At 62.2% G+C, this 15,997-nt stretch carries 15 protein-coding genes; 7 read left to right on the forward strand and 8 right to left on the reverse strand.

The genetic code is table 11. From position 1 onward, the window contains the following. Nucleotides 1–103: 103 nt before the first annotated feature. Both C5J22_RS09560 and C5J22_RS09565 read right to left on the reverse strand, forming a co-directional pair. The gene (locus C5J22_RS09560; RefSeq protein WP_105438020.1) at nt 104–553 is read right to left on the reverse strand and encodes a type II toxin-antitoxin system VapC family toxin; all 450 of its coding nucleotides are present in this window, start codon (nt 551–553) and stop codon (nt 104–106) included. Next, complete coding sequence (locus tag C5J22_RS09565) at nt 550–801, reverse strand: type II toxin-antitoxin system Phd/YefM family antitoxin (protein WP_105438139.1); 252 nt, start codon at nt 799–801, stop codon at nt 550–552. The genes C5J22_RS09560 and C5J22_RS09565 overlap by 4 nt, the downstream gene beginning before the upstream one ends. 228 nt (nt 802–1,029) lie before the next feature. On the opposite strand from C5J22_RS09565, the gene C5J22_RS09570 reads away from it, so the two are divergent. Beyond that, on the forward strand, nt 1,030–3,093 hold the full coding sequence (locus C5J22_RS09570) for a 5'-nucleotidase C-terminal domain-containing protein (protein ID WP_105438021.1): 2,064 nt from the start codon (nt 1,030–1,032) through the stop codon (nt 3,091–3,093). 178 nt (nt 3,094–3,271) lie between these two features. Continuing rightward, nucleotides 3,272–4,306, forward strand: coding sequence for a ferrochelatase (gene hemH, locus C5J22_RS09575; RefSeq protein WP_105438022.1), 1,035 nt, complete (start codon nt 3,272–3,274; stop codon nt 4,304–4,306). A 7-nt stretch (nt 4,307–4,313) separates the two neighbouring features. Here the strand turns inward: hemH and queC are convergent, their stop codons facing one another. Further along, nucleotides 4,314–5,024, reverse strand: a complete 711-nt coding sequence (queC, locus tag C5J22_RS09580) for a 7-cyano-7-deazaguanine synthase QueC (RefSeq protein ID WP_105438023.1) — start codon at nt 5,022–5,024, stop codon at nt 4,314–4,316. A gap of 193 nt (nt 5,025–5,217) precedes the next feature. Here queC and C5J22_RS09585 point away from each other — a divergent pair, with 193 nt between their 5' ends. Further along, on the forward strand, nt 5,218–6,255 hold the full coding sequence (locus C5J22_RS09585) for an SPFH domain-containing protein (RefSeq protein ID WP_105438024.1): 1,038 nt from the start codon (nt 5,218–5,220) through the stop codon (nt 6,253–6,255). 3 nt (nt 6,256–6,258) lie between these two features. Further along, the gene (locus tag C5J22_RS09590; protein WP_105400184.1) at nt 6,259–6,717 is read left to right on the forward strand and encodes an NfeD family protein; all 459 of its coding nucleotides are present in this window, start codon (nt 6,259–6,261) and stop codon (nt 6,715–6,717) included. A 37-nt stretch (nt 6,718–6,754) separates the two neighbouring features. On the opposite strand, the gene C5J22_RS09595 is transcribed toward C5J22_RS09590, so the two are convergent. The 3 genes from C5J22_RS09595 to C5J22_RS09605 all read right to left on the reverse strand — a co-directional run bounded on the left by C5J22_RS09595 (nt 6,755) and on the right by C5J22_RS09605 (nt 9,327). Then, nucleotides 6,755–7,750, reverse strand: a complete 996-nt coding sequence (locus C5J22_RS09595) for an SIS domain-containing protein (RefSeq protein ID WP_105438025.1) — start codon at nt 7,748–7,750, stop codon at nt 6,755–6,757. Between the two features lie 274 nt (nt 7,751–8,024). Next, on the reverse strand, nt 8,025–8,513 hold the full coding sequence (locus C5J22_RS09600) for a hypothetical protein (RefSeq protein WP_172746578.1): 489 nt from the start codon (nt 8,511–8,513) through the stop codon (nt 8,025–8,027). Between the two features lie 49 nt (nt 8,514–8,562). After that, nucleotides 8,563–9,327, reverse strand: a complete 765-nt coding sequence (locus C5J22_RS09605; RefSeq protein ID WP_205837170.1) for a hypothetical protein — start codon at nt 9,325–9,327, stop codon at nt 8,563–8,565. A 465-nt stretch (nt 9,328–9,792) separates the two neighbouring features. On the opposite strand from C5J22_RS09605, the gene C5J22_RS09610 reads away from it, so the two are divergent. Then, nucleotides 9,793–11,337: an outer membrane beta-barrel protein gene (locus C5J22_RS09610; RefSeq protein ID WP_105438027.1), complete on the forward strand. Its 1,545-nt coding sequence runs from the start codon at nt 9,793–9,795 to the stop codon at nt 11,335–11,337. On the opposite strand, the gene C5J22_RS09615 is transcribed toward C5J22_RS09610, so the two are convergent. Together C5J22_RS09615 and galU are read right to left on the reverse strand one after the other, a co-directional pair. Beyond that, a complete protein-coding gene (locus C5J22_RS09615; RefSeq protein WP_105438140.1) occupies nt 11,334–12,218 on the reverse strand; it encodes an ornithine carbamoyltransferase in 885 nt (294 codons plus the stop codon). The two genes, C5J22_RS09610 and C5J22_RS09615, sit on opposite strands and share 4 nt — an antisense overlap. 92 nt (nt 12,219–12,310) lie before the next feature. Beyond that, a complete protein-coding gene (gene galU, locus C5J22_RS09620) occupies nt 12,311–13,198 on the reverse strand; it encodes a UTP--glucose-1-phosphate uridylyltransferase GalU (RefSeq protein ID WP_105400180.1) in 888 nt (295 codons plus the stop codon). Nucleotides 13,199–13,399: 201 nt separating this feature from the next. On the opposite strand from galU, the gene C5J22_RS09625 reads away from it, so the two are divergent. Together C5J22_RS09625 and C5J22_RS09630 are read left to right on the forward strand one after the other, a co-directional pair. Beyond that, a complete protein-coding gene (locus tag C5J22_RS09625) occupies nt 13,400–14,620 on the forward strand; it encodes a lytic murein transglycosylase (RefSeq protein ID WP_105438028.1) in 1,221 nt (406 codons plus the stop codon). A 162-nt stretch (nt 14,621–14,782) separates the two neighbouring features. After that, on the forward strand, nt 14,783–15,985 hold the full coding sequence (locus tag C5J22_RS09630) for a DUF459 domain-containing protein (RefSeq protein ID WP_245440332.1): 1,203 nt from the start codon (nt 14,783–14,785) through the stop codon (nt 15,983–15,985). Nucleotides 15,986–15,997 lie beyond the last annotated feature (12 nt).

Genomic DNA, 15,997 nt, shown 5'->3' on the forward strand with positions numbered 1-15,997 from the left:
GGCCATCGAACGACGACTGGAAATTCCGGAACCCCGCTTCGGCGGGGTTTCTCGCGATCGGAGCGACCCTGCGGTTCGTGGCCGGGAGCCATTGCGGGTTCGCTTACTCCCGCCGGAAGGCGGCCGGGAGTTCGACGGGCACATCCAGCGGCTCGAAATGCCGAATGTTTTCCGTAACGATGGTAAGGCCATAGGCCCGCGCCGTGGCCGCAATAATGATATCGCTCAGGCCCGGGCTTCGGCCCTTGCTCTCGGCTTCGTCTTCCAGCGCTCCCGCGATCCGCGCCACCACGGCGTCCATCGGCAATATCCGGTCGCCGAAACTGTCGGATATGAAATCCAGCCAGGTTGAAAGACGCTGCGCTCTTGCGATCCCGCCGCGCCTGTGAAGCGATCGCATTCCCTTTTCGATTTCGGCAATGGTGATGGCCGACAGGAAGAGCGCATCAGCCTCGCCCTGTTCATGGAACCAGGCCCGCACCTGATGGGGCGGCGCTGCCCGGTCCGGCGCGATCTTGCTGATGATATTGGTGTCGAGCAGGTAGCCGCTCACAGGTCAATATCGCGCAACTTCGACGGCTTCCGCTCAAGATCGACACCGCCTGGAAACGTCAGCAGGAAATCACCGAAATTTGGCCGCGGCCTGTCCAGCGCCTTTTTCGCCGCCTCCGCCGCTTCGACCGACACAAGCACGGCCGCCGGTTTTCCATGGCGGGTAATCGTCACGAATTCCCCCTTCGCCGCCTCGTCCACGAGACTGGCGAAACCGGCCTTTGCCTCGGCCACACTGATCGTCGACATCCTCGGCTCCATCGAAATGACCATATATGGTCAACTTACTTGAGGCCATTGAAAAATCAATATGCTGCCTCGTGATCAGTGCCGATAGCGCCCTGTAATATTTGTCACATTCCCCTTGAACCCACCGTCGGTTGATGAAAACATGCCGGCCGGAACGGTTGTCACATTGAAAAACTAGAACAGATAAAAAGGGCGGCACGGCCGGCCGACTTAAAGAGGAGAGAACAGATGAAGAAGACATTGAGGCTCGGGCTGCTGACCGCTTCGGTCATGGCTCTTTCAAGCGGCGCGGCATTTGCCGATTTCGAACTCAATATCCTGCACATCAACGACTTCCATTCGCGTCTTGAATCCATCAACGCGACGGATTCCACCTGCTCGGCCGAGGATGAGGGCAAGGGCGTATGCTTCGGCGGCGCGGCCCGGCTGCTGACCGCGATCAACCAGACGCGCGACGCGCTGAAGGCTCAGAACAAGAACGTGATCCTCCTGAACGGCGGCGACAACTTCCAGGGCTCTCTCTTCTACACGACCTACAAGGGTGCTGCCGAAGCCGAAGCGCTGAACGCCATGAAGTTCGACGCCATGACCGTCGGCAACCATGAATTCGACGACAGCGACGACGTGCTCGCCACCTTCCTCGACAAGATCCAGTTCCCGGTCGTCACGGCCAACGTCGTGCCGAGCGCCGCCGCCAAGATCGGCAACCGCATCAAGCCGTCGCTGGTGCTGACCGTCGGCGGCCAGAAGATCGGCATCGTCGGCGCCGTCACCAACGACACCCCCGAAATCGCCAATCCCGGCCCGAACATCACGATCGCCGACGATGTCGCGAAGATCACCGAAGCCGTGCAGGGCCTGAAGGCTCAGGGCGTCGACAAGATCATCGCACTGACCCATGTCGGTTACCCGCGCGATCTCGCCTTGATCGCCAAGATCCCGGATGTCGACGTCGTCGTCGGCGGCCACACCCACACGCTCTTGTCGAACGTGGCCAAGGGCGCCGAAGGCCCCTATCCGACCTGGTCCGACAATCCGGGCGGCTACAAGGTCCCGGTCGTCCAAGCCTATCAGTATTCGAAATATCTCGGCGACATCAAGATCGTCTTCGACGACAGCGGCGTCGTGAAGTCGGCCCAGGGCGAGCCGATCCTCATGGACAAGTCGATCACCCCGGACCCGGCCTTCCTGGCCCGCGTCGCGGAGTTGAAGAAGCCGATCGAGGACATGAAGAAGAAGATCGTCGGCGCATCTGACGCCGTCATCGATGGCGATCGCCGCGTCTGCCGCGCCAAGGAATGCTCGATGGGCAACCTGGTCGCCGATGCGATGCTCGACCGCACCAAGGGCCAGGGCATCACCATCGCCATCCAGAACGGCGGAGGCTTGCGCGCTTCGATCGACGCCGGCGAAGTCACCCAGGGTGAAGTCGTCAGCGTCCTGCCCTTCCAGAACACGCTCGCCACCTTCCAGCTCACCGGCGCCGATGTCGTCAAGGCGCTGGAAAACGGCGTCAGCCAGATCGATGACGGCGCTGGCCGTTTCGCCCAGGTCGCGGGCCTCAAATATTCCTTCGACAAGTCGAAGCCGGCCGGCTCCAAGGTCAGCGACGTGCAGGTCAAGGAAGGCGACAAGTTCGTACCGATCGACCCGGCCAAGACCTACGGTGTTGTCACCAACAATTTCATGCGCGCAGGCGGCGATGGCTACGCCATCTTCAAGACCGGCGGCAAGAACGCCTATGACTACGGTCCGGACCTCGCGGACGTGACGGCGGAATTCGTGGCTGCCCGCAACCCTTACAAGCCCTATACGGACGGCCGCATCACCGACCTGACCCCGGCAAGCTACACCCCGCCGGCCAAGCCCGCGCCCGCCGCTCCGCCGGCACCGGCTGCGTCTGCCCCTGCAGCACCCGCACCGGCGGCACCTGCTCCGATGGCGGCCGCGCCCGCCAGCCCGGCGCCTGCAGCACCCGCACCCGCCCCGGCTGCACCTGCCGCTCCGGCACCGACCGCCTCCGCACCGGCCGCTCCTGCGGCTCCCGCGCCGGCCGCCCCTGCCCCGAACAGCATGGCGGCAGCTCCGGCAAAGCCAGCTCCGGCAGCTCCCGCCGCTCCGCAGCCGGCCGGACCGACCAAGTACACGGTCGTCAAGGGTGACTCGCTCTGGGACATCGCCGAAAGCCACTACGGCACCGGCGAGGAATGGACGAAGATCGCCGAGGCCAACAAGCTGCGCCGCCCGAACCACATCGAGATTGGCGCCGAGCTGGAACTGCCCGCCAAGTAACGCCGGCGGCGACATCTCGACCCGACCAGGGTCGGGTCCGCGACCTCAGGCAACGGGCCGGGACAATTTGTCCCGATCCATATACCGGCCCGGGCTTTCCCGGGCCGTTTTTTGTTCCTAAATGATCCGGAAAGGCGCCCGTCCCGTATCGGCTTCACCCGGTCTTTGAAAGGTCATCATGCATCCGCATTCCGCCCCCATGCCCTCCGATCATCCGAAGGTGAGCTTCGGCAAGGTCGGCGTGCTGCTCGTCAACCTCGGCACCCCGGACGGTACGGATTACTGGCCGATGCGGCGATACCTGGCGGAGTTCCTGTCCGACAAGCGGGTGATCGAATGGTCGCGGCTCTACTGGTATCCGATCCTCTACGGCATCGTGCTCAACAAGCGGCCGCAGAAGGTCGGCAAGGCCTATGAGGCGATCTGGAACAAGGATTTGAACGAGAGCTACCTGCGCACCTATACCCGCAGCCAGGGCGAGCTGATGGCCGAACGGCTGAAGGACCTGCCAAATGTCGTCGTCGACTGGGCGATGCGCTACGGCAAGCCGTCGATCGCCGAGCGCATCGACGCGCTGAAGGAAAAGGGCTGCGAAAAGATCGTCCTCTTCCCGCTCTATCCGCAATATGCGGCCTCCACCACCGCTACCGTAAACGACAAGGCCTTCGAGCACCTGATGAAGCTGCGCTGGCAGCCGGCCCTGCGCACCGTGCCCCCCTATCACGACGAGCCGACCTATATCGAAGCGCTGGCGGACTCCGTCAGGGCGAAATACGCGGCCCTTGACTGGGAACCGGAAATGCTGATCGCCTCCTTCCACGGCATCCCGCAATCCTATTTCAAGGCGGGCGATCCCTATTACTGTCATTGCCAGAAGACGGCGCGGCTCCTGAAGGAGGCGCTCGGCTTCACGGACAAGAACTTCATGATCACCTTCCAGTCCCGTTTCGGGCCGGAGGAATGGTTGCAGCCCTATACCGACAAGACGGTCGAAAAGCTCGCCCATGACGGCATCAAGCGGATCGCGGTGATGAACCCCGGCTTTGTCTCCGACTGTCTGGAAACGCTCGAAGAGATTGCCGGCGAAGCCGGCGAGATCTTCCTGCATCACGGCGGCGAAAAGTTCGCGCATATCCCATGTCTGAACGACAGCCCCGGTGGCATGACGGTGCTGGAAAAGGTCGTTCGCCGCGAACTTCAGGGCTGGGTTTAGTCGAGCCTCACCGCACCTCGACGGCCGTGAACCCTTCCGTCGCCGCCCTCCAGAAATCCGGATCCTCATACTCGGTCGGATCTTCGATGCCGGCGAGGTGGAAGGCTTCGCGCCGTTCGACGCAGGTGCCGCAGCGGCCGCAATGGCGGGCGCCGCCCTTGTAGCAGGACCAGGTTTCGGCGAACGGCGTAGCGTGACGGGCGCCGTCCGTGACGATATCGGCCTTCGATCCATGGACGTAAGGCGCAAGCAGCCGGACCGACGCATAGCCGTCCAGCGCCTGATCCTGCATCGCCTGGAACGCATCGATGAAACCGGGCCGGCAGTCGGGATAGATGAAATGGTCGCCGCCATGCACGGCGATCGCCACCGCATCGGCGTTTCGCGCCGCCGCCACTCCGAAGGCGATCGACAGCATGATTGCATTGCGGTTCGGCACCACGGTCACCCGCATCGTCTCCTCGGCATAATGCCCGTCCGGCACCTCCACGTCGTCGGTCAGTGCCGAGCCGGTCAACCGGCTCCCAATCCCGCGCATGTCGATGATCTCGTGGAAGACACCGAGCCGCGCCGCGCAGGCGGCGGCGAAATCGAGTTCCTTGCGATGCCGCTGGCCATAGTCGAAGGAGATCAGGCCCAGCAGCTGCTGTTCGGCGGCAATCCTGTGGGCGAGCGAAACGGAATCCAGTCCGCCGGAGCAGACGACGATGGTTTTCATGGGCTTTCATCCTTGTTTTGACCGGGTAGGCTGCGACCGGGTATTCGAGCCCGCTTCCTAGACCGGCAAGGCGTCCTTGTGAATAACCCGGGCGACATCGACAGCGGTCGGGCTGTCATTTCTTCCCTGTAAAGAACGTGCTAACTCATCACGTGTGATCTGGCGGACTTACCGCCTGCAATGGAGGAATGTCATGAACTTGGGCGGCCTGGGTGGCTTCGATATCGTCGTGATCGGCGTCGTACTGCTGATCATCCTGGTCCTGTTCGCCGGGATCAAGACTGTGCCGCAGGGTTATCGCTATACCGTGGAGCGCTTCGGCCGCTATACGCGCACGCTGGAGCCCGGCCTCAACATCCTGACGCCCTTCATCGAGCGTATCGGGGTGCGCATGAACGTCATGGAGCAGGTCCTCGACATCCCGACACAGGAAGTCATCACCAAAGACAATGCCAGCGTTTCCGCCGATGCGGTCGCCTTCTACCAGGTGCTCAATCCGGCCCAGGCAGCCTACCAGATTTCCAACCTGCAGAACGCCATCCAGAACCTCACCATGACCAACATCCGCTCGGTCATGGGCTCGATGGATCTCGACGAGCTGCTCTCCAATCGCGAAGTCATCAACGAGCGCCTGCTGCGCGTCGTCGACGAGGCCGTCGGCCCCTGGGGCATCAAGGTCACCCGCGTCGAGATCAAGGACATCCAGCCGCCGGCCGACCTCGTCGAATCCATGGGACGGCAGATGAAGGCCGAGCGCGAGAAACGCGCCCAGATCCTCGAGGCCGAAGGTTCCCGCAGCGCCCAGATCCTGCGCGCCGAAGGCGCCAAGCAGGCAGCGGTTCTCGAGGCGGAAGGCAAGCGCGAGGCCGCGTACCGCGAGGCAGAAGCCCGCGAGCGTCTGGCAGAAGCCGAAGCCAAGGCGACCCAGTCCGTCTCGCAGGCGATCGCCGCCGGCGACGTGCAGGCGATCAACTATTTCGTGGCGCAGAAATACATCGAAGCGCTGGCGGCGATCGGCAAGGCACCGAACTCGAAGATCGTGCTGATGCCGCTGGAGGCCTCGTCGATCATCGGTTCGCTCGGCGGCATCGGCGCCATTGCCAAGGAAGTTTTCGGCGATGGTTCCGGGCCCGCAGCACCGCCGCGCCCGCCGGCCGGCCCGCGTCCCCAGCCCGGCCCGCGCACCACGCCGGTCCTCAATCCGTTCAACCCGAATTCCTCAGAGACCTGAGCCATGCTGCATGATGCTGTGGTCAATCTCGGTCCCTGGAGCTGGTGGATTTTAGGCGTCGTCCTGTTGTGTGCCGAACTCGCGGCACCCGGCGTCTTCCTGATCTGGATCGGCGCTGCCGCGATCGTCATCGGCGTGCTGTCTCTGGCGCTCTGGGACGCGGCCTTCTGGACCTGGCACGTCCAGCTCCTGCTCTTCGCGGTGCTTTCCGGCGCCTTCGCACTGGCCGGCCGCCGTTTCTATTCCAGCCGCAACCAGGCGACGGACGAGCCCAATCTCAACCGGCGCGGCGAAAGCCTGGTCGGCCGCACCGCAACTCTCCACGAACCGATCGCCGAGGGGCGCGGACGCATCCGGCTCGACGATACATGGTGGTCGGTGATGGGACCGGACCTGCCGGCCGGCACGCAGGTGAAGGTGGTGGCGGCGAGCGGACGCGACCTGACGGTCGAAGCGGCGTAGTTCTTCCGGCCGAAAGCGGCTCGGAGCCTGACTGGTATCAGGCGACGCCGACGCGCAGCAGATCGTGGAAGTGGACGATACCCACCGGCTTGCGCTCCTCATCGACGACGAGCAGCGCGCCGATGCTGTGCTTGTTGAGCATCGCCATGGCCTTCGTGGCAAGCGTTTCCTTGCTGACGGTCTTCGGGTTGTGCGTCATCACGTCGTCGACCCGCGTATTGCGCAGATCGAGATGAAGGTGCCGGGAAATATCGCCGTCGCTGATGAAGCCGCAGAGGCTGCCATCCTCGTCGACTATGCCGACGCAGCCGAAGCGCTTGCGCGACAGTTCCTCGATCGCCTCCAGCATGAGGACGCCCTTTTTGACCAGAGGCATGCGATCGCCGGTATGCATCAGGTCGCCGACATGGGTGAGCATCGCCCCGAGCTTGCCGCCCGGATGGTAGACGCGGAAATCGGTTGCCGAAAACCCGCGTGCTTCGAGCAGCGCCACGGCAAGCGCGTCGCCCATCGCAAGCTGCATCAGCGTCGACGTGGTCGGCGCCAAGCCGTGCGGGCAGGCTTCCTGTTCCTTGGGCAGCAACAGAACGACATCGGCCTCGCGGGCCAGCGTCGAAATTTCGCCCGACGTGATGGCGATCAGCGGAATGGAGAAGCGGCGGGTGAAGGAAACGATACCCTGCAGTTCGGCAGTCTCACCGCTCCAGGACAGAGCCAGCACCACGTCGCCCGAGCCGATCATGCCGAGATCGCCGTGATTGGCTTCGACGGGATGCACGAAGAAGGATGGCGTGCCGGTCGAAGCGAGGCTGGCGGCGATCTTGCGGCCGATATGTCCGCTCTTGCCGATGCCGGTCACGACGACCCTGCCGTCGATGTCGCCGATCAGTTCCGCTGCCTTGCGGAAGGCGTCACCAAGACCGTTCTGAAGCGCCAGCTCCAGCGCATTAAGCCCTTGTTTCCCGAAGGAAATTGTCCTCAAGGCGGAATCGACAAGGTCGTTCTCGACCAGTTGCAAAGCTCTCTTGATCATGGGCAAGCCTTAACTCTTTTCACCCATCAAGTCTATCGGCTTGGTGCGGCGCCGCTAAGTTAACCGCCGCCCACGGCGTCGCAACCAAACGTTAACCACATGGCTTTAGTCCGTTGTGGTTTATATACACAGCGCGCACACAGCATGCTTTTTTACGGCACCAGTAAACGCGAAGTTGGCCGAGGGGATGCGATGGAGTTGAAGGCGATTTGGGTTCGCTAGTAGATCCAGCAAATGGATCGATATTCATAAATCCGTACAATCGCCTCCAGGGCTACCGCTCTGTCTTACTCGGCTCTGATCCAACCATCATTGCCCTTCGAATACGCGCAATTTGTTCGTCTCTCGGATTTCTATATGAAATCTTCGACGCAGCGAGGAGTGCCAAAGGATAGTTGGCGCGGGAAAGCGCATGGTCGATGATTTCTATCAGGGCCACGTCTCGTTCCGACGAGTATGCGAGCATCTCCGCGCTGAGGACTAGATTCCAATCTGTGTCGCTGAAATTTTTTATCACCACAGCCTCTTTCGGGAGCCTATTGGATATCATGTATCGCGGCAGGGCTGTCATTCCGAACATGAAGAGAAAATATATCCCCATCACGCCGCAGATCATGAAGATTATAGTCAGTGCCTTGACAAAACCGGAGACCGATTCATCTGACTTGGCTCCCCCTTGGCTTTTCGAAAGTATAGGCGGTATCAGCCCGAAAAGCGCGGCTACAACAGTGAGAACAGCGGCTACGAAGCCTAGAAAATCCAACGCGGCGTCCTCCAACATTGCGAATGTTTATCGGTGGAGAGTTGAGCCATTAAGGCAGAGGAGAAGCCGTTTCCGCTTGGGGATGCGTTTGATCACTCTTACTCTCTTGCTCGATCGACCCGTCCTTCAACGTTTCCAAGTAAGAAGCGCTGTCTAGCGCCGCACCGGGACCGATACAACCATTGTAGAAATCCGCGACCTTTACCGCCGAACACCGATCGGAATTGGCCCGCATGAGCTCGAACAATTTGTTTGCATCTAAAGACAGCCGCGTGATCATCGGGATCCCATCGGAATCACCGAACTGGAAAATGATATCGGTTGGGGGAGCGCCCTTATCCTGCAGTACCAACTCGATCATCTCCACGGAGTTGCGGTAAGACTCGTCCTGCGTAAGCAGAGGGATGATGTCGAACATCAACAGATTTGTGCCAGGGCCGATAACTGCGCGTTGATCGTCACGAAGTCGCACCTTCGTTGCTCCGGCGAGGTATTCGCTGCGGACATCGGCACGCACAAACACCCCGGCCGCATCACCCCGATTATTGACGAGTACGCGCACCGTTGTTCCCTCCATTGAGATCATCGGCGCCGCCATGTCGGATTTCGGTCTATGCATGAGGCCATAGAGGTTAGGGATGGCAATGCTCAGGACAGACACCAGCGCGGTGAGCAAGGCGAGTACGGTATTGGAGATAGAGAAGAAGCCGCGCCAATCCTGGTGGGATTGGCAATGAGTGGAGATTTTCGCCTCCAGCGGAATGGGCAGGCAGCACTGCTTGCATGTCTTAGTATCAGGCTCCGTCACGTTCATGAGGCGTCATCCAAAGAAATCACAACCGGGGTAATCTGTCGATCTCCCCTAGTTTCTCGTTTTAGATCCTCGCCTGAAACTCGGCAACCTCAGATCGCAGCCAGTGCGAATTCCACTTCAACCGAAAAACCAATCGATCAGTGTCATGACGACCTCGAAGTTGCCCGACTTCTGCAACTCGGCCGAAGGCTTGACGATACGACCGACGGTCGTAGGCAGACGAGCAGCATCGCGGATTCGGGACTCGATTTCTATGCGTGGATCAAAGGTGGACGACTTTCCTATCCACCCTATCGAAATTCACCGACTATTAACTATAAGCTAACGAAGTTAGCACATAATTATCACGGACTCAGGCGTGATGTCACCATACAAAACAAATACTTAGGGACTTTCTCCTAGTATTTATATAGCAGCACCAGACACCACGTTTGGGTAAGCATTTGCGATTGCCCGGGCAGGCCTATGAAGATCACCACAACGACAGGCGGGACGCGCCAGAGGCGCCGGACGGCACTCGGCCTTCTGCTGGCCTGCTCGGCGCTTGTTTCGCCCGCAGCCGCCCAGACCCGCAACGTATTTCCGCCGCAGAACGGCTCTCTTCCCTCGGTCGCGAACGCGACGTCGCCGACTTCGAACACGGCCTCCAATACAGCGTTGAGAGGCAGCACCGCAGCCCAGCCGACGACGAACGCTGCCACTGGTGCCAACGCCGCCGACGACCAGAATGCGAGCGATCCCAATCTCGCGACCGGCACCACGCCCGGCCGCAATCAGGCAGCCAATCAGGAGCCTCCCTACGAGGACGACCTGAACCAGCCGCGCGAAGAGCCGCTCGACCGTGGCGCGGAGCCTGTCGAAACCCAGGAACAGCCCCGCGAGCCGGGCGATCCGACCGGCATCCGGATGGGCAGTTTCCTGCTCCGCCCCTCGATCAACCAGAGCATCGACACCGAGACCCGCCGCTCGAACGGCACCAAGATCCGCCGCGATTACCTGTCGACGGCGATCCGCGGCACGTTGACCTCCGACTGGTCGCGCCATTCGTTGACGGTCACGGGTGAAGGCACGCTGGAACGCAACCTCGGCAGCAGCAGCCAGGGCGAGCAGCCGGAAGCGAACGTCAATGCGGACCTGCGGCTCGATCTCTCCAACGATATGGTTGCCCACATCACCGGCGGTTATCGGTTCTCCCGCGAGGACGACTACGATCCGAATGCGGTGGGCGGCGCATCGACCCAGCCGGGCGTCCATGAATTCACCGGCGGCGCCTCCGTCCAGCGCGACTTCGGCAAGGTCCGCGGTACCGCCGCACTCGATCTTTCCCGCGCGGCCTATACGGATGCGAAACTCTCCGACGGCACGATCGTCAGCACGAGGGACCGCAACCGGACCGGCATCGACGGCCGCCTTAGGCTCGGCTACGAACTGTCGCCGGCGCTGGTCCCCTACGTAGAAGTGGCGACCGGTCACACCTTCTACGATCTCAGGCGCGACAATTCCGGTTATGCCCGTTCGTCGCAGAGTTATGCAGCGCGCACCGGCATAGAATTCGATCTGGGCGAAAAACTGCGCGGCGAAATCGGCACCGGTTACGAGATCGTCGATTACGAGGATGACCGCCTGAAATCGGTCGGCGCAGTCACCTTCAACGGCAGCGCCACCTGGTCGCCGCAGCGTGGCACCAATGTCGATCTCGGCCTGCGCACCACGGTGCAGGATTCGACCACGCCCGGCCAGAGCGGCTGGGTGGAATACCAGGCGACGGCAGCATTGACCCATGAGATGCGCGACAACCTCATCGCCCGGCTGTCCGGCAGTTCGACACTGCGCGATTTCCCGAGCGGCGGCCCGAGCGACGAAACGGTCTGGATCGGCGGCGCCGGCCTGACCTGGGCGATCAACCGCTACCTCGATCTGACCGGTGACGTCGAATACGAACAGGCGGGCGGGGGCGGCACCAACGACAAGATCGTCCGCGCCGGCGTCGGCCTCACCTTGAAGCGCTAAGCTTTCGTTCGGGCACCAATCCATTCCATCAGCGCATTCTGCGCGTGCAGCAGGAAGGCTTTTGCCGCCGTGCTCTGGCAGGCGGGGTGCGTCATCGCATCCGCGCTGACCTCCTCGCCCCGCGCCACCGGCGGACAGGGAATGAAGATCACGTCGGGACGGCAGCGATTGAGAACTGCCGCCGAGATGCGGTAATCCGCAAACGTGCTTTCAGCGATCCCGCCCGGCCAGCTATCCGTGAAGATGACATCCGCATCCTCAATCTCCCGCGTATCCGTGCTCCGCCGGAAATTGTCGTTGAGCAGTCCCGGGTCGCTCACGTGCCAACCGTCCGGATAGACCTGCACCACTTCGATCGGCAGCGAGATCGACGCCTCAACCCATGACCGGAGAATATTGGCGTCGGGCGCGACACCAACGATCTTCAAATCCTCGATGCGGCCCTTTTTGGCTCCGACATAGGCGAGGTCTCCGAGCGTCTCGCAAGGGTGGTTCGATCGCGTCCGGGCGTTGATGACCGGCGCCCGGGCATTTTCGGCAAGTTCCCGGAGCGAGGCCAGTTCCGGCGTGCGGACGACGATCATGTCGAACCAGTTGTCGAGATAACCCGCCAGATCGGCGATCGCCTCGCGCCCGCCAAGAGTGACCGGCACCTGGGTGCAAATGCCGCCCATCGCCTGGATTCCGAGATCGAAAGCCGTCGTGTTGCGCCAGCCGCCATCGTCGACGATCAGGGCGACCCGCCTGCCCTCGAGGCTTTTCGGCATCCGCCGCTCCCGCCATGCTTGCCCAAGCGCGCCGGCACGATCGAGGATCGCCGCTATGGCGTCCGCCGGAAGATCGTGGAATTCCAGAAAGTCGAGATTCTCAGAGACAGCCATGTCACCCGACACCATGAAAAACAAAACCCCTCATAGCAGGACCATGAGGGGTTTGCGTGACGTCCGGGCCGGCAATCGCCGGGCGGAGAGATTTATTTCAGCGAGGCGAGCAGCGCCTTCATCGGCCCCTCGATCGCCGGGCGGATATCGGCGCGCTGCAGGGCGAAGGCGAGGTTGGCCAGGATGAAGCCATCCTTGGCGCCGCAGTCGAACGTGTCGCCCTTGAACGGATAGGCTGCGAATTCCTGGGCCTTGGCGAGTGTCAGCATGCCGTCGGTGAGCTGGATCTCGTTGCCGGCGCCGCGCTCCTGGGTTTCCAGGATCTTGAAGATCTCCGGCTGCAGGATATAGCGGCCGTTGATGTAGAGGTTGGACGGCGCGGTGCCCTTGGCGGGCTTTTCGATCATCTGGGTGATCTTGAAACCTTCACCGACCGGCGCGCCGATGCCGACGATGCCGTATTTATGGGCCTGGTCCGGATCGCATTCCTGCACGGCGACGACGTTGCCGCCACTTTCGGCATAAAGATCCACCATGCCCTTGAGGCAGCCCTTGCCACCGGCCATGATCATGTCGGGAAGCAGGACCGCAAAAGGTTCGTTGCCGACGATGTCGCGGGCGCACCAGACCGCGTGCCCGAGGCCGAGCGGCACCTGCTGGCGCGTGAAGCTGGCGGTGCCGGCAACCGGCAGAAGGCCGGCGAGCAGCGTCAGCTCGGCATTCTTGTTGCGCTCGCGCAGCATCTGTTCCAGTTCGTACTGGATGTCGAAATAGTCCTCGATGACCCCCTTGCCGCGTCCGGTCACGAAGACGAAATGTTCGATCCCGGCTTCGGCCGCCTCATCCACGACGTACTGGATGACCGGCTTGTCGACCACGGTCAGCATTTCCTTCGGCACCGCCTTGGTCGCGGGCAGGAAGCGCGTGCCCAGACCTGCTACCGGAAACACTGCCTTACGGATCTTTTGTTGTTGTGCCACTCATGCCTCCTGAAAGCACGTCATTGTGCAAATATTCAAATCTCGGCATCTAATGACGAATTGCTACCGTTTCGCAAAGACTGCCGTGGGTCCGGTTTCTATGGTAAAGAATTTGTTGACCCAATTCTGTTATTACATCGTTAAGCCGCATGCCACTCTTGCCGCAAGGCTTGGTAAAAAGAAGACTGGACCCGACTGCCGATGAAGACGCTTCGCACCAACCTCCTTCGTGGGTTTGCCTTCTCCCTGATCGCCGGGCTCGCCGCGGCGGCCATGCCGATAGATGCCCGGGCAGACGCCGGTTTCAAGACGTGGATCGTAAAATTCTACGACACCGCCGCCAAGAGCGGGATCACCCGCTCGACCTATGAGAGAGCTTTCGCCGGCGTCAGCGAACCCGACCGGGACGTGCTTGAGAAGGCGAATTTTCAGCCGGAATTCAAGTCCAGGATCTGGGACTATCTCGACAGCCGCGTAAACCCCTATACCGTCAAGATCGGTCGCGAGATGGCGGCCAAGCACGGCTCGACGCTCGCCTCCCTGGAGCGCCATTTCGGCGTCGACAGGAACATCCTGCTTGCCATCTGGTCGATGGAATCCAACTATGGAGCGGCGCTCGAAAACCCCGACCGCCTGCACCACGTGCCGCAGGCGCTGGCGACGCTTGCCTGGGGTGATCCCAAGCGCGCCAAGTTCGCCCGCAACCAGCTCATCGCCGCGCTGAAGATCCTGCAGTCGGGCGATATCACGCCCAAGCAGTTGACCGGCTCCTGGGCCGGCGCCATGGGCCATACCCAGTTCATCCCGACCAGTTACCTGCTCTACGCGATCGATGCCGACGGCAACGGCAAGCGTGACATCTGGCATTCGGTCCCGGATGCGCTCGCCACCTCCGCCAACCTTCTTGCCAAGAACGGCTGGCAGAGCGGCAAGACCTGGGGTTATGAAACGGTGCTGCCGGCGGGCGGCGCCCGTCACGAAGGCCAGACCAAGACTCTCGGCGAATGGGCGAAGCTCGGTTTCGCACGCGCGAACGGCAAGAACTTCCCGCGCGGCACCGACCGGGCGACGCTGAAGCTGATGGCCGGCGAGACCGGGCCGGCCTTCCTGATGCTCGGCAATTTCTTCACCGTCAAGAAATACAACGCCGCCGATAGCTACGCGCTGGCGGTGGGCCTGCTCGCCGACGAGATCGCCGGTTTCGGCGGCGTCCAGCAGAGCTGGCCGCGCCCCGAAGGCACGCTCGACATCAAGCAGAAGTTCGAGCTGCAGAACCGCATGAAGCAGCTCGGTTATTACGAGGGCGAAGTCGACGGCAATTTCGGCTCCGGCTCGAAGGCTGCGATCTCGGCGATCCAGAAACGCCTCGGCATGCAGCAGAACGGCGAGCCCTCGAAGTCGCTTCTCGAAGCTTTGCGTTGACAAGAAGGCGTATCGCGCCACATCGTTTGTGGGAATCCCCCGCAAGGTGTGCGGGACGGCGGAGGCATGAAGGCTTTGCATAAATCTGGGCAAAAAGAGACCGTCCAGAACGGTGCCTGGCGGAACAGGCCTCGACCAGACAAGGGCGTACGAGACTGGGGCGTGCGAAACTGGGGATGGGTGCGCCTGGCCCTTCTCCTCCTGGCGGTGCTGCTCGCCCTGCCGGCCGGCTTGTCGCCGGCTGCCGCCCAGGAGCCCATCCCGCGCCGCAACCTCTTTGATTACCTGTTCGGCGGCCCGCGTTACGAGCGCGACGACCGCTATGAGCGACCCGCCCCCTACGGCCGCCGCCGTTACGACCGCGACGGTTCGATCATCGAAATGAAGCCGCGGCCGCGCCGCAGCACGGGACGGGCCGCCGCCCCCCGCCCGGTGCAGCCGATCGCGCCGCCGGCGCCGGAACCGGTCGCCAAGCTCGAAAATGCCAAACACGTCCTGGTGGTCGGCGACTTCATGGCCGGCGGCATCGGCAGCGAGCTGGAAACGGCGTTTGCCACCGCCCCCGGCGTTGCGATCACTGAGCGCAGCGACGGCTCCTCCGGTCTCGTCCGCGAGGATCACTTCGACTGGGCGGCCGAGCTTCCCGCCATGCTCGACGAGGTGAAACCCGCCGTCGTCGTGATCATGCTCGGGGCCAACGACCGCCAGCAGATGACGATCGGCAGCACCAAGGAAAAGTTCCGCAGCGACGCCTGGTTCAAGGAATACGAGCGGCGGGTGACCGAACTTGTCGGCATCGTCACCTCCCGCAAGCTGCCGCTCCTCTGGGTCGGCCTGCCTTCCTTCCAGTCACCGGTAGCGACCGCCGACGCAGTGACGCTCAACGCCATCTATCGCAACCAGGCGGAAAAGGCCGGCGGCGAATTCGTCGATATCTGGGAGGGTTTCGTCGACGAGGACGGCAAGTTCGTTATCACCGGCTCCGACGTCAACGGCCAGCAGGTGCGCCTGCGCGGTTCCGACGGCATCACCTTCACCAAGGCCGGCAAACAGAAGCTCGCCTTCTACGTGGAAAAACTGGCCCGCCGGCATCTCGGCGAAATGGCAAGCCCCGATGTCGTCAAGCTCGACGGTTCCAACCTGCCGGCGCTGTCAGCCCTTCCCGCCGCGCCCGGCCAAGCCATCCCGACCCATCCGATCAGCCTCTCAGACCCGGAACTCGACGGCGGCAAGGACCTTCTCGGCGCCGCCCCGCTCCCCTCCGTCCTCGTCGAAACACCACGCGACAAACTGGTCAGGCGCGGCGAACTCGCGCCTGCGCCCGCCGGTCGGATCGATGATTATCGGGTGAAAGTGGCGCGGTAGTTGTACCTTGGC

Origin of the sequence: Neorhizobium sp. T25_13 (genome assembly GCF_002968675.1) — a bacterium.
GTDB classification, from domain to species: Bacteria; Pseudomonadota; Alphaproteobacteria; order Rhizobiales; family Rhizobiaceae; genus Neorhizobium; species Neorhizobium tomejilense.